The sequence below is a fragment of the Streptomyces sp. NPDC037290 genome (assembly GCF_055603245.1).
This window is the reverse complement of record NZ_JBVJVZ010000004.1, coordinates 462,645-476,567: the sequence shown is the minus strand read 5'-3', so window position 1 is coordinate 476,567 and position 13,923 is coordinate 462,645. Positions and strand designations below refer to the sequence as shown.

General features: G+C 68.6%; 9 protein-coding genes. 3 read left to right on the top strand and 6 right to left on the bottom strand.

The genetic code is table 11. The features are described 5' to 3' along the window. Positions 1 to 814: 814 nt before the first annotated feature. Together ACZ7HQ_RS17145 and ACZ7HQ_RS17140 are read right to left on the bottom strand one after the other, a co-directional pair. A complete protein-coding gene (locus tag ACZ7HQ_RS17145; protein WP_470990168.1) occupies positions 815 to 2,122 on the bottom strand; it encodes an alpha/beta hydrolase family protein in 1,308 nt (435 codons plus the stop codon). 598 nt (positions 2,123 to 2,720) lie between these two features. Beyond that, the gene (locus ACZ7HQ_RS17140) at positions 2,721 to 3,311 is read right to left on the bottom strand and encodes a hypothetical protein (RefSeq protein ID WP_470990166.1); all 591 of its coding nucleotides are present in this window, start codon (positions 3,309 to 3,311) and stop codon (positions 2,721 to 2,723) included. A gap of 604 nt (positions 3,312 to 3,915) precedes the next feature. Here ACZ7HQ_RS17140 and ACZ7HQ_RS17135 point away from each other — a divergent pair. After that, complete coding sequence (locus ACZ7HQ_RS17135; RefSeq protein WP_470990164.1) at positions 3,916 to 6,510, top strand: glycosyl hydrolase; 2,595 nt, start codon at positions 3,916 to 3,918, stop codon at positions 6,508 to 6,510. A gap of 72 nt (positions 6,511 to 6,582) precedes the next feature. Here ACZ7HQ_RS17135 and ACZ7HQ_RS17130 read toward each other — a convergent pair whose 3' ends face one another. Then, a complete protein-coding gene (locus tag ACZ7HQ_RS17130; RefSeq protein WP_470990162.1) occupies positions 6,583 to 7,179 on the bottom strand; it encodes an RICIN domain-containing protein in 597 nt (198 codons plus the stop codon). Positions 7,180 to 7,357: 178 nt separating this feature from the next. Between ACZ7HQ_RS17130 and ACZ7HQ_RS17125 the strand changes: the two genes are divergently transcribed. Continuing rightward, positions 7,358 to 8,359, top strand: coding sequence for an ArsR/SmtB family transcription factor (locus tag ACZ7HQ_RS17125; protein WP_470990160.1), 1,002 nt, complete (start codon positions 7,358 to 7,360; stop codon positions 8,357 to 8,359). A gap of 556 nt (positions 8,360 to 8,915) precedes the next feature. On the opposite strand, the gene ACZ7HQ_RS17120 is transcribed toward ACZ7HQ_RS17125, so the two are convergent. The 3 genes from ACZ7HQ_RS17120 to ACZ7HQ_RS17110 all read right to left on the bottom strand — a co-directional run bounded on the left by ACZ7HQ_RS17120 (position 8,916) and on the right by ACZ7HQ_RS17110 (position 12,694). Further along, positions 8,916 to 9,506, bottom strand: a complete 591-nt coding sequence (locus tag ACZ7HQ_RS17120) for an SUKH-4 family immunity protein (protein ID WP_470990157.1) — start codon at positions 9,504 to 9,506, stop codon at positions 8,916 to 8,918. Positions 9,507 to 9,579: 73 nt separating this feature from the next. Beyond that, a complete protein-coding gene (locus ACZ7HQ_RS17115; RefSeq protein ID WP_470990154.1) occupies positions 9,580 to 10,632 on the bottom strand; it encodes a catalase family protein in 1,053 nt (350 codons plus the stop codon). Between the two features lie 1,357 nt (positions 10,633 to 11,989). Next, complete coding sequence (locus tag ACZ7HQ_RS17110) at positions 11,990 to 12,694, bottom strand: TetR/AcrR family transcriptional regulator (RefSeq protein ID WP_470990151.1); 705 nt, start codon at positions 12,692 to 12,694, stop codon at positions 11,990 to 11,992. A 90-nt stretch (positions 12,695 to 12,784) separates the two neighbouring features. Between ACZ7HQ_RS17110 and ACZ7HQ_RS17105 the strand changes: the two genes are divergently transcribed. After that, positions 12,785 to 13,837 (top strand): alcohol dehydrogenase catalytic domain-containing protein, encoded by a 1,053-nt coding sequence (locus tag ACZ7HQ_RS17105; protein ID WP_470990148.1) that lies wholly within the window; start codon positions 12,785 to 12,787, stop codon positions 13,835 to 13,837. The last annotated feature ends 86 nt before the right edge of the window (positions 13,838 to 13,923 follow it).

Below are 13,923 nucleotides of genomic sequence, written 5' to 3'. Positions count from 1 at the left end.
TCACATCGGTGTTCCTGGGAGCGGGGAGGGCGCGGCCGTCCTTCGCCCCGCGGCCAGGAGGGCCCGTGCTCTGGGCGTTCCGTGATGAACAAGCCCAGCATCACCGGACCTGGGGGCGGACAGGGACATTCCGCAGCTCAGAGCAACAGCGGCGGCAGAGCGGTCCCGGTGAGAGCAGGTGCAGGATGCTTAATCCGCCCTGAGCAGGGCCGTTTCGGCCGTGAGCGGGGATCCGTCCCACGTGCTCCGCACCGGTCCCTTCGATCTCCGACAGCGGCCTCGGCGCCGGCCAATCGGCGCAGCGACTGGGAAGGCATGTGCCGCGGTCGTGTCCGGGCCGGCCTCCGCTGTCGCCCCCGGCGTCGCAGGCTCCTGTCCGCGCTGCACGGCACAACACCCGGCTGCTGCCGGAACGCGAGCTCATCGCGACCCGCACCCGCCCGGGAGCGGCAGCGGATCACCCAGAACATGCACTACAGCCTCGGCCGTCAGCCGGCGCTGATCGCCGTGCACGCGGGCGCACCGGAGGCGGACCCGCGGGCTGGCGGAGACTGTCGGGGTGCTACGGGACGGGTCCATGGCTGCGATGCACGAGCTGCGCGAGGCTGTCGGCATCCTGTGCGACGGCACGGACGCGACACGGCTGGTACCCGGGGCCGGACACAGCGCGAATATCCCGGGGCAAGACGGTCCGAGGAGCCCGACGTTCTTGGCCCATCCGCTGAACGGCGGGCCGGGCGGCCCCCGTGGGAGGGCCGCCCGGCCTCCTTTGTCATTGAACACGGCGGCCGGGCGCGGCCTTCCACGGGCCCGGTCAGCGGACGAAGGAGATCTCCGGGTATTTCTTGTCGGGGCCGTCGAGCAGGGTGCCGTGCTGATGGCGCAGTTCCTTGTCGAAGAAGGCGGCGAGGTAGACGCGCTGGATCTCGATCGCACGGTTCGGGTCGATCGTTCCGTACACCTGCTGGAGCTGGGCCGGGGTGAGCCGGAGCAGGCTCGCCTCCTGGGGCGCCATCGCCTCGTCGTCGACGAACGACACGTGCGCCGCGCCGTGGAGCTGGATGTCGACCCGGTGTCCCTTCAGATGTGACCACAGCGTGCGCCACGACCCGTCGTTGTTGCGGTTGTGGGTGCCGGAACTGAAGAGCATGAAGGGGCGGTCCAGGTCCTTGTGTGGCGCCGATCCGAAGAACTGGCCGTCCAGATTGACGCCGGCGGCGATGCGGTGGTCGAGCTGCATGGAGGTGTCGACCGCCGCGCCGCCCAGCGAAGCGCCGAACATCCCGATGCGGGACATGTCCACGGCGTGCGACAGACCGGTGGGGAGCCTGGCGTGGTCGACGTCCGGGTTGCTGCCCTTGGCGATCGTGGCGAGCTGGTTGATGACGAAGTGGATGTCGGCTGCGCGCACGTCGAGCGTGTCGGAGGAGTGCGCGCCGGCCGGCATGGTGTTGACCTCGACCCGTCCGTCGGGGAACTGCACCTCGTTGGCGTCGTGGGTGTGGTCGACGGTGACGACGAGGTAGCCGCGGCTGGCCAGGTCCTCGGCGAGAACGGTGCCCCTCGCGCGGTCCGAGTGCAGCCCGCTGGAGTACAGCAGGACCGGCAGTTTGCCGAGCTTGGTGTCGACCGGGGCGAGGACATGGCCTGCGGTCCGCGGCAACGTCACTTGTTGTGGTGTCAGGCCCTGGGAGGCAAGGAAGTGGGCGCCGGAGGCTGACGGCATCCACGGCGCCTGGTAGTGACCGCGGGTGGAGGAGGCCGGGTACCAGAACGACACCATCAGCTCGCGCGGCTTGTTGCCGGGCACGTACGGGTCCGTGCGGGACTCGTCGACGAGGTGCAGGCTGAACGTACCCACGCCGTGGCGCCCGGTCGGTGCGGGCAGACTGAGCTGGAGAGCGGACGTGCCCGCGCGGGGCGTGGCTGCCGGCGGACGGGCGGCCTTGAGCTGCGGCGGCGCCGCGTCGTGCTGGGGCGCCCAGGGGGTGTCGTCCTGGTCGGGTGAAAACCCGGTGGCCGTGGGCTTGTTGGGCGTCTTCCCGGCAGCCATCGCCGGCGTCATCCCCGCCCCCAGGGCGATGGCCAGCGTACCCGCCGTACCGACCGCTCGGGCGATCACTCTGCGACGGTGGCGCGGGCGGCGGTGTTTCATGGGACCCCTTTGTTGAGCAGCGATCGAAGAACTGGCGACCGGCAGTCGTACGCCGGTACCGCCGCAATGGCCTACGGATGTGGGGGCCTTGGCGTTCACCGCGGCGGCGGGCGGACGAGCAGTTGATCCGAGCGACCAGGTGGGATCACCGATCAGACACTCCCGCCTGCTGCCCCTCTCGCCGCGAGCGCACGTGTGGGCGAGTTTCGGTGACGCGCGCTGCCCAGCTGCCCCCCCCCATGTCGTGGCGGCTCCACATCGGGACCCTGCGGTTCGTCGCAGGCCGCCGTCAATGGGTGCCCTCTCCGCGCTGACGTTGCTCTTCCTGCGCGACAGGCTGGCGCTGCGATGGTGAACGTCACGGGCGGCTGGAGGACTCCGTTCCTGCGGCCTCACCGAGATGTCCTGGCTCGACGCGCCCGCCTGTCGTACCGGACCGTCCTGTTGGCGCTCGCGGGCAGGGCCGGCGGCGATACGACGACCCGGCGAGCAGGGCGAACAGGTCCCGGCGAGTACCTCATCCACGAACTCATCGCCAAGGCCGTGCAAGCCCGCCCGGACAGCTCTAGGCGTCCTGACGGCCGTAACGTGCCCTGTTCCATATCACTTGCTCTGCAGTCAGTGATGACGAGATCTTGTGCACGTCGCCGACAAGGTCGTTGCCGCGCCGCCGAGGCCGCCCCCAGTCGCGTTCCCGGAAGACCATGACGGACACCTGGGAAGCGGGCTGCCAGTGCAGGGTGACGGCCGGGGCGTTGGCGTCCGGCACGTCCTCCAGGCAGACGCCGCGGTTCGACAGCAGCCGCTGCAGTTTGTCGAAGCGGAGATGACGGTCAAAGCGACCGTACCGCTCGCGAATCGCCTTGTTGACGATGCTGCTGCCCCCGTAGGAAAGCCGATGCACCTGCAGGGTGAAGTGGTGTCCCTCCCACGGGTGATCGGGCGATTCCCGGCCCCAGAAGAACTCGACCAATCCGTAGTCACGCCACATGCTGTGGTCGTCGATGGAGTTCTCGGCGAAGTCGGAACCCAAGATCGCGCTGACCTGGTCGGGACTGTCCGTCGGCTTGGCGCCGAGGACCGTTCCAGACATGACCACGTCCACGTAGAACGCGAGGGAATGCGGAGTCAGCTGCTCTCCTTGACCGGTTGGCATTTCCGGGATAGTAGGCACCCGAGTCGACGATCCGCATCCGCATTTCCGTCGACGAGTACCGGCATTGTCTACATGATCGCCCGGGCAGGCTCTCGTTCCCGTCCGGGCGGCCTGGCGGGAGCTGGTCGTCCGGACGGGAAGCGTGGGCCGGCAGGGCGCGCACTTGGTGATGGGCGGCCTGCCTGAGGAGAAGTATGCGGCTGCTTGTGTGCCGCCGGGGAGACGTCACACATCCATAACTCGGCGGTATGGGTGGTGTGTCGAGGGCTGCGGCGGACGGGTACCGACGACAGGTGTCCGGCAGCTTCCGGCATGGTCGACTGACTCCACGCAGCCCCGCCGTGAGCCGTGTTCCCGCAGGTCATCGCCGGTAGCCGCGCGTCGAAAGCGCGAATCCGGGACGCCTTCCCGGCACGACCGGGGCCGGGTCGGTGACCCCGCGTCCCGAGTGCCGTCCGGGTGACGCCCCCACGGCAACCCCAGCCGTATGAAACCGAATTGAGGCTATGCGAGCCGTGGTCTGACCCTTTACGCTCACCCGCGTCCTGTGGTGGCGGGAGCACCGCGCGACACAACACGCGTCCCAATGCCCAGGAGGCATGTGGTGCTCCCTCGCCCCAGCTTGCTCGTGGCCGCCATGGTGGCCACGGCGGTTCTCACCGGCGGCACACCCGGCGTTGCCGTCCCCCGGACCCACCATCCGTCCGCCGACCGTCAGTTTGCCGCGCTCGCCAGGCAGGTCCGCCTGGGCAACACCGGCGGCACGGATCCGGCCGACGACGACGGCGGTGATCCTGACGACCCCGTCGCCGGAACCCTCCAGTCCGCCGCGGCACGAACGGCCCCGTCCGCCACGGTGTCCGGCGCCGCCCTCGCTGCGGGAGCGGCCGCCGGCGACCGGCTTCCGGTGCGTGGCGGCACCTGGTCCGAGGTGACCAGCGGTTCGGCCAACAGCGAGACCCCCGGCTATGCCGACCCGTCCTACTCCGACTACGGCTCCGGCTCCGGCTCCGGCTCCGGCTGGGGCCTGGTGACCGGCAGGGCGTCCGCGCTCGCCACGGACGGCCCGTGGGTGTACGCAGGGTTCGCAGACGGCGGCGTCTGGCGGTCCAAGGACGCGGGCAGGACCTGGACACCCGGGTTCCAGCACGCGTCCACCGAGTCGATCGGCTCGCTGTGGGTGAATCCCGCCGACCACTCCCTGTGGGCCGGCACCGGTGAGGCCAACACCAGCGCCGACAACTACACCGGCCAGGGCGTCTACCGCTCCGCCGACCACGGCCGAACCTTCCAGCGGGTCGGCGGTTCGGAGCTCCTCAACGCCCAGGTCGTCACCCTGACGACGAACGGCTCGTACGTGTTCGCGGCAACGAGCCACGGTCTGTGGCGGCGTCGGCCCTCGGGTTCGCTGGACACCCCGTGGCAACGCGTGCTCAGCCCCGACCCCGACCCGGACAAGGACCCGGCGCGGACTTCCATCATCTCCAGCGTGACCGTCCGGCCGGGCGGTCACGGCGGCACGGTGCTGGCCGCACTGGGCTTCCGCAACGGGACCCCGTACGACGGGTTCTACCTGTCCACGAAGGGCGGCGCACCGGGAACCTTCCAGCGGATACGGCCGGCCGGGCTCGACGACTCCGACATCGGCCGCACCAGCCTCGCCTACGCCCCCGACGGCAGCGCCCTGTACGCGGTGATCCAGTCACCGGCCTACACCGCCGGCAAACGGCCCTCGCCGATGCAGTCGACGTCGCTCAACGGCGTGTACAAGTCGGCGAACGGCGATCCGAACGGGCCGTGGACGCTCGTCGCGGACGCGGGGACGCTGGGCAGATCCGGATCCGCCCAGTCGTTCCCGTCCACCTACGAGCCAGGGGTGGGCGCCTGGTACAACCAGTACGTCAAGGTCGACCCACGCGACCCGCTGCACGTCTACGTCGGCCTGGAGGAGATCTACGAATCCCGTGACGGCGGCGCGAGCTGGACGACGATCGCACCCTTCTGGAACTACACACTGCCCTGCTACGGCACCGCCACGGGCTGCCCGCCCACCGTCCACACGGACCAGCACGCCATCGCGATCAACGACGAGGGCCGGCTGTACGCGGGCAGTGACGGCGGCGTGTGGACCCGGCTGACGACCGACCACGCCACGGGAGGCTGGCACGACCTCAACGCCGGCCTGCACACGCTCCAGTACTTCTACGTCGGCGCAGGTCACGACCCGCAGGGCGGAACGGCACTGTGGGGCGGCCTGCAGGACAACGGCGCGACCCTGGTGCGGGGCAACTCCCACGACGTGATCCAGCCGTTCGCCGGTGACGGCGGCGATGTCATCGCGGACCCGGAAAACGCCGACCGCGCAGCCGTCGAATACACCTACGGCGACATCGCGGTGACCACCGTCGGGGGCCGCTCCGACGGCACGGCCCCGGCATTCCGCGAGATCAGCCCCAGCTGCCGGATCAGTGCGCCGATCGCCGCCTGTGATCCGAACATGCAGTTCATCGCCCCGTTCGCCGCCGACAGGGCGAACGGTAACCGCTGGGTGATCTCGGGCCGGTACGTATGGGAGACGCGCAACGGTTTCGGCACAGTCTGCGCGAAAACCGCCGGGACATGCGACTGGCAGTCCGTCCACGACCTCGGCGAGACCGCCTCGACCACCGCGGTGGAAGCCGACAACGGCGTCGACTATGTCGGCTGGTGCGGTCCGTGCGTGCCCTCGGACGAGGAGGGAGGCGGCTTCAAGAGCGGCATCGCCACCAACCACGGCGGTACCTGGCACCCCGTCACCGCGCCTGTCCTCCCGAACCGCTACGTCACCCGGATCGTCAGCGACCCGGCTCATCCCGCCCACGTCTACGCCGTTTACGGCGCGTACTCACGCAAGTGGATTCCGGGTGGCGGCGTCGGCCACGTCTTCGAGTCACTGGACGGCGGGGTCACCTGGAAGGACATCAGCGGGAACCTGCCCGACGTCCCGGCGGACGCGATGGTCATCGCGAAGGGACTGTTGATCCTCGCCACCGACCACCTCGTCTACGTCGCCGACGTCAGTACCCCGACCCGCTGGTCCCGGCTCGGCCACGGCCTGCCCAGCTCGGTCACGGCCGACGTCACCCTCCTCCCCTCGGGTGACACGGTGGTCGCCGCGACCCACGGGCGCGGTCTGTGGAGACTCAGGCTGAGCAGGTGAACCGACCGAGCCGGCTACCAGTTCAGTGCCGGGTGCTCAGGCGGCGTCCCGTTTGACCGTCGGACTGACGGGTCAGGAAGCGAGCCGCCAGAGGTGGTCGTCGTAGCCGGAGATGGCACCGCCGGTCCACGAGCTGTTGTAGCAGGGGTACACCGTCAGGGGCAGGTTGTTGGCCAGGTCCGTTCCGTCGCCGGCCCAGCCGGAGACGTCGAGGCAGAGGCCGTCCTTGTAGTTGACGATCTCGTAGTCCTGGTTGCCGGTCACGTCGTTGAAGTACCACTCCTGGTTGTCGTTCACCGGGTTGGAGGCGCAGGGGTAGGTGTAGAGCCTCGTACCTGCCGGATCGGAACCGTAGTTGGGCAGGTCAAGGCAGTAGCCGCTCTTGTCGTTGACGAACTGGTACAGACTGACGCCGTTGGTGGTGCGGGTGTACTCCAGGTCCCACATCTGGTTGTCGGTGGTGCCGAGCGTGCATTTGTACTGAGTGACGGGGGTGTTCAGCGGGGTCGGGCCGTAGTCGGGCAGATCGGCGCATTTGCCCGTGGTGTCGTTGTAGAGCGCGTAGATGCCGACGTAGGTGGCCGCGTGCGCGCTGGACGCACCGGCAAGTGGCATCAGCGCCACGGCACCTGCGACGGCGAGGAGGCGGGCGAACCTGGGTCTGGGCACGAGGATTCCCCAATCGCGGGAGGGAGGAGCTTGAACTGCCGCGCCGACGCGGCGGCTTCCGAGCCCGCCAGGCGCGGAAGGCGCTGTGGTCGGGCACGGAGTCCAGGGAATCGGATGACATGCCGACCGTCGAATGATTCGATCATTTTCGAAGCCGATCGCACCGTGGGGGCTGCTGGTGATCCGGATCAACCTGGGAGCGCACGGTTTGGGCAAGGTCAGGTTCGCCATGTCGCCCCTGGACGTGACGAAAGATCTGCTCTTCGCCGTCGTCCGGTCCCCACGCCTGCTGGGTGCGGCGTGGCGAGTCCAAGCCGTGCAGGCTCTGTCGGACCATCGGTTAGGGTTGCTGGCCGTAGTCGCCGGCGGCGGCCCGCTCGGCTACGCCCCCGACTTCCTGCGGCCCGAACCGGCCGGATTCCAGGTTCCTCTGGACAGCGCGCTGCATCAGGTCGCCACCACACCACCAGAGCGGGTCCGCTACGAGATGACGGCGGCCCTTGGCGGTCACGCATGGGACCAGACAGTGGCCCACCGACCGCCCCGGATGCTTCTGGAGGCCATGAACCGGGGCGAGGAGTATCTGGCGCAGCGTATGGCCGTGGAGCTGGAGCGGTTCTGGCATGCCGTCCTCGCGCCGCACTGGCCCGGTATGCGTGCCCGCCTGGAAGGCGATGTTGTCGCCCGGGCTTCTGCGATCGCCCGGCAGGGGATCGCGGACACCATCAACCACCTTGCGGCCAACCTGGATTGGAATGATGGCGCTTTGAACGTCCACCTTCTCTCCACCAGTTCCCACCGCCTGAGCCTCGACGCCGATGGCGCGATCCTCGTACCCAGCGTCTTCGCGGGCCGGGCGATCTTCTGCGCCGCCGAACCCCCAGGCGCACCGGCTCCCCGCACACCGCTGATCGTCTATCCAGCTGCGCCCAACGACTGTCTCCCACCCTCGGGCGGTGAGGAGCTGATCGGCACGACGCGTTCGAGGCTGCTGGCCGAACTCGCCCAGCCCCGTGCCACCGGAGAGCTTGCCCGGCTCCTCCATCTGAGCCCCTCGACCATTTCCTACCACCTGCAGATCCTCCACCGCGCCGGGCTTGTACAACGCACCCGCCGGTCGCGAACCGTCCTGTACCAAAGGCTCGCGGCGAAGCGTGGCTACGCCGGTGACCTCGGATGACCGTGATTCGGTCAACGACCATGAGCCGCCCCGGCGCGGCGACGGTTCTCCTGCCGGAGCCGTCGGCCCGTGGTCGATGCTGATGGCCACGGGTGCGAGCCTTCCAGGCGGTGATCACGGGCTCCACCAGCCCCGTCCGGCCTCCCCCGCATCGTCGCCAGTCACATCGGCACCACCATCGAGTGGTACGACGTCGGGCCGTCTGCGACGCGGACAGTGCCGTGCATATGGACGTGTTCGCCGGCCTTTGGCCGCGATCACGCTCGGCAGCGGAACACGGCGCCCATCGCCGCTCTCCCGCCATTTCAGGTGCCGGATCCGGTGCACCCGTCCCCTCCCCTGCGCCGCAGCACCCCGCCGTCTTCGCAGCCCGGCCGCCTCACCTCGCCGTCCTGTGTGATCTGCCGGTCCCCCAGCAACATGGCGTTTGGGCTCACACACGCTTTCACCCTCGCCGGTACTGGCCCCGGCCTGCCGTTTCGGCCGCTTCATCGGCTTGGCTCCGTTCGGCCGACATTTCGGCCGCTGCCCAATCGGAGTCGCAGACAAGTAGTCGTCAAAGGAAGTGGTGTTCGGGATCCACGATGTACGTGAGGATCCCGTGCCAGCGGGAATCGGGGTTCTCCAGGGCTGCCGGATCCACAGACATCATGGCCCTCCGGACTCGGACCTGTGCGGCCTCGGGGTCGTAAGGCACCTCGATCGCGCTTTCCCATTGCGCGTCGAAGTGCGGGCGTTCCAGTTGAAGGAGGTACAGGAAGTGCACGAAAAACCGGAGCGAGCTGTTCCACAGGTAGATCTCGGAGTCGTCGGGCAGGCAGTAGACCGCGCCAGTGCCAGGATCGAAGGCGAGACCGTCATAGGGGATCATGCCCAAACTGATCCACTTGTCCGCTCCCGTCGGGACGACGGAGTAACGGTCGGTGAGTTCGCCATCCCAATCCTCGACGCGCCCGAACCGCTCTGCCAGCTCAGCGTCCATATCGAACCACGGATTGTCCCAGACCGGAATTTCCAGCGTTCCCAGGACTGCCCTGGCGTCGGGCTCGCAGATAGCGGGTAGGTTTTCTTCCGGCGCGACAATCAATTCAGCCGGAGCAAACACTGTCTCCAGCATCTCACGAGTGAGGGCGAGCGGACGGCTCATACTCTTTTTCCTGTCATTTTATTGATGACGTGCGAGAAATTCGACCACCGCGGCGGGGCGCGACCGAGGCGGCTCAGCCCAGCAACTCAGCGCTGCCGGCCGGTTCTCGCCGCTCTTGTCCGTTCATGCGGTGCCGTTCGATGGACGAGCGCCGATACACCTCCTGCCGGACCTGCTGAATCTCACCGATGGGCCGGTGTTCCTCGCGTGATCGCCACGGCGTGATCGACGTGGCGTCGGCGGCCGCCAGGTTGTCGTTGCCGCCGATATCCTGGCGCGGGAGATCCACCCGGGCGATAGTCACCCAGGGGGACAGGTCCTCGGGCCACTTGACGGACGTGTTGTCCACCGGCATACGGGCCAGATCGGTGTTGAGCTGGACCTGGAGCTCGAAGGAGTGGTCCCGCTCCGCGGCTTCCGCCACCAGGGTGCGGCGGAATGCCTCGTTGTCAGCGTGCACGTCCACTATCTGGTGCGTGAGGGAGGCCAGCGACGCGGCGGTCGGCACGGTACGGATCTTGGCGATGTGGTCGCCGTACCGGAAGGTACCCATGCTGTTGTAGCTGTACGACAGCAGGTTCATGCGGGGGACACTGGTGAACGTCAGCATGGCGAGCAGTTCGTCCCACAGCCAGCTGCCGGGATCGGTGAGCGTCTGCCGGCGGGTCAGGAACTCCGCCATCCAGGTCTTGCGGCGGGCCGGGTCCACGAGGGCCTCGGGCAATTCGGCGAACAACTCCTCGATCACCATGTAGTCGTAGGCCGTGTTCGCGAAGAAGACATCGTTGTTGATCAGGTTGAGATCGAAGGTGCCGCTGTCTCGTTCGTCGTCCAGCAGCGAGGGGCCGGCAACTCCGAACAGCTTGATACCCATTCCGCACGCCGCGCCCAGCTGATGGTCGGGGCGGTCGTGGCCCAAGCCGTTCGAGTAGCGGACTACGGCGTCGTACGCGGTCGGCCGGGCGAAGACTCCCTGCCGATAGAAGCCAGGATTGTCACCAACCGTGACCGTGGCCTTGAGGAGGCCATAGGTCTTGCCGTGGGCCGTGCGGACAGCACGGCCGACGGTCTCGCGCTCGACCGAGGCGCGAGTACGGCGCGCCACCTGGTCGATGACCGCTTCCATCTCCTGCTGGCAGGAAGGGCGTTCAGTGGGCCGGTAGTCCTCGTAGCGGACAGGATTCATTGCGCCGCCTCTCTCGCGGTGTACTGCCCCAGACGCTAGCCAGCAATTAAATTGTGCACAATCTAATTGTGGGCGATCACACGTTCCGTGATGCTTGGTGAGCTCTTACCGGCAGGAGAGGCGCTGGTGCTGCCGGAAGGACTGGCCGAAGGACTGGCCGAAGGACTGGCGGAGGGCCTCGCGGGAGGGGTTGCCGTCGGCGAAGGTGAGCCGGGGCGGCGGCCACTGGAGGCTCGGGGTGCCGGCTTCGCCTTCACTGGGGGCGGCGTACTGGTGGTGGGAGACCGTGAGACCGGTGACGTGCTGCGAATCGCCGTTGGCGGCGGACGCCGGATCCCCTCACCGTTTCGGTCCCGGACGCCCTCTCGGGCCGGGTGCGTGGTCACACGCTCCGGTGAATCCTGTGAATCAGGAACGCGGACCCCGGACTCGTGGGGGGATGGCTGATCCGGGACCGAGGCTGCTCGTGGAGCCGTCGACTGGGGAAACACCGATGCTGTGGCCAGGCCTCCGAGGAGGGTGAAGGCGGCTGCGGCGAGAGACCGGACGGCGTACTTCTTCAGCCGCGCCGGACGGTCGTACCGGGCAGCCGACAGATCTTGCGAGGCAGTCGGTGCCCCGGGGAGGGGCGACCCGGAGGAACTCGGCCCCCCGCTCGACACCTCCGGCATCGCGGCGTCGACGGCCCGAGCGCCGTCACTCCGATCGCTCAGCTGTGCCACGCCGGGGTCGTATGCCCCACACTCCGGGCAGGTTACGGCGCCGTTGAGCGTGCGGCTGCACGGGATGCAGTAGTCCATGAAGCGGCCGTCTCAGTCCTTGAGTTGACGGGAGCAAAGGTGCACCCAACCCGGGCAGCAGTCAGCGCTGGAAGGGCGCCACTTGGTTTGTTTCGGACCGATCTTTGACATGCGCGAACCTCACTTACCGGTCTGCAGGCGGGTCACCGGTTACCGGGGTCAACGGGGCGCATCGGATGAGTGCTCACACGCAGGCAGGAAAGTGGGGTATGTAACGCTGCTGGAAGCCACGTTGATGACCGGGACGGCGTGGCAGGCTCGGCCAGGAGAGTCCCACGGGCGGCAGCAACCGCACCGCCACAACCGGTCGTCTCGGGCAGGCCCGCCGAGCCTGCTCCCACGTTCGAGACCTGCCACCTTCGAGACCTGCCGCCCGCGCAAGGGCACCCGGAATTGGGCACTTACCGGCAAGCAGGCCGGTAAGTATGCCGAGGTGTGTGATGTCCACCGCGCGCCGCACCCCGGCGTTGTCCAGCCCAGCCGCGGGGCCGGACCGGTCAGCGCGTCGAGGCCTTCCGCTCGACCCTGCCCTTGCGGTCCCGCTCCTGCAACAGTCGCCCCGTCTGCGCGGACACCGGCGCGGCCAGCAGCGCGGTGACCAGGTCGACCAGTCGGCTGGTGAACAACCGGTCGTCCCTGCGAGGACGTCCGGCGGCCCGGGCGGCGAGTTCGGCGTGGCAGAACCGCATGGCGGTGAAGCGGGTGTGGAACACCGCGGTGGACTCGGGAGTCAGCAGCGGCTCCACCAGGCGCCGCCAGGGATAGATGCTCGACCCCTCCGTCACGACGGCCTCGACCAGGGGTTCGGGGCGGTTGAGCAGTTCGGCCACGATCTGCAGGAACTCGCGGCCGCCGTCGGGGTCGGCGAGTTTCGCGGCGGCCGGCAGCACCAGTGCGGCGGCCAGGGACCGGAGATCCGCGGCGCCGCTGTCCTCGTACTGCTGCAGCAGTACCTCCCGGCGGGCGTCCACCGCGGGGAGGTGCTTGTCGAGCACGGCGCGCAGCAGACCCGCCCGGTCGCCGAAGTGGTACTGCAGGGCCATGGCGTTGCGCTGGCCCGCGGCCCGCTTGATCTCGTTGAGCGACGCACCGTCGACACCCTTCGCCGCGAACAACTGCTCCGCGGCCCGGATGAGGATGGCGCGCGTCTCACCCGCCCTCCGGCTCCGAGGCGACGTGGCCTGCGTCTCATGTGCTGTCACGAATGCCCATGCTAGCGTCGCCCCGCCGAAGTAATACGTGTGCATTAATAACTGAGAAACGCGCCTTGGCGCGCTGCGGGAGTCAATCCAGTGAAGGCACTGACCTACCACGGCCCCCACGACATCCGCTTCGAGGATGTCCCCGACCCGGCCGTCACCAGCCCCACCGACGCGGTCATCCAGGTCACCACAGCCGGCATCTGCGGCAGCGACCTGCACATCTACGGCGGACACGGGTTCACCCCGGAGACCGGTTACACCCCGGGACACGAGTGCGTCGGCGTGGTCGCCGACACCGGCGACCGGGTCACCCGATTCAAGCCGGGCGACCGCGTCCTGGTTCCCGCCTCGGTCGGCTGCACGCTGTGCGGAACCTGCGCGAAGGGACTCACCGCCAGGTGCGAGCGAGCACATGCGCCGACGGACCTCTGTTACGGAGTGAGCCCGGGCCTTCCGGGAAGCCAGGCCCAGTTCCTGGCGGTGCCCCATGCCGATGTCAACCTGGTGCACCTGCCCGAAGGCATCTCGGACGAGGCGGCGATCGTCCTGACGGACAACGCCCCCACGGCCTGGTACGGCTGCCGCCGAGCCCGCATTCAGCCCGGCGAAACGGTTCTTGTCATCGGCCTGGGTCCGGTCGGCCTCATGGCCGCGCAGTCCGCCTTCATGATGGGTGCGGCCCGCGTGCTGGGCGTGGACCTGGTCGCGGAGCGCCGGGCCTTCGCCGAGACCCTGGGCGTCGAGCCCGTCGAGGGTGAGGACGCGCGAACGGCCGTACGGGAGATGACGGCCGGGCGCGGCCCGGACGCCGTGGTGGAGGCCGTGGGCTCGGACGCCACCATCGGGCTGGCCCTCAAAGCCGTCCGGCAGGCAGGACGGGTCAGCGTCATCGGCGTCAGCCAGAGCAAGGCCTTTCCCTTTCACATGGGACTGGCCCAGATCAAGGAGCTGGAGTTCGCCATCGGGCTCTGCTCGATCCATTACGAACTCCCTGCCCTGATCCCCCTCGCCCAGGCCGGCCGGATCACGCCGGAGGCCGTGGTCTCCCACCACTTCGCCCTCTCGGACGGCCCCGCGGCGTACGAACTGTTCAACAGCCGCTCCGCCGGTGTCCGCAAGATCCTCCTCGACCCCGCCCGCTGATCCTCCGCCGTCGGCCGGTCTCCGCTCGACGGAACCGCATCGTCCCTGAAACGTGACCCACAGCAGACTGACACTCATGCCGACCA

Bases quoted from the DNA above. Each gene is read 5' to 3' on its own strand.
- ACZ7HQ_RS17120 (WP_470990157.1), bottom strand. From the start codon at position 9,506: ATGAGCCGTCCGCTCGCCCTCACTCGTGAGATGCTGGAGACAGTGTTT.
- ACZ7HQ_RS17115 (WP_470990154.1), bottom strand. From the start codon at position 10,632: ATGGAAGCGGTCATCGACCAGGTGGCGCGCCGTACTCGCGCCTCGGTC.
- ACZ7HQ_RS17140 (WP_470990166.1), bottom strand. From the start codon at position 3,311: ATGCCAACCGGTCAAGGAGAGCAGCTGACTCCGCATTCCCTCGCGTTC.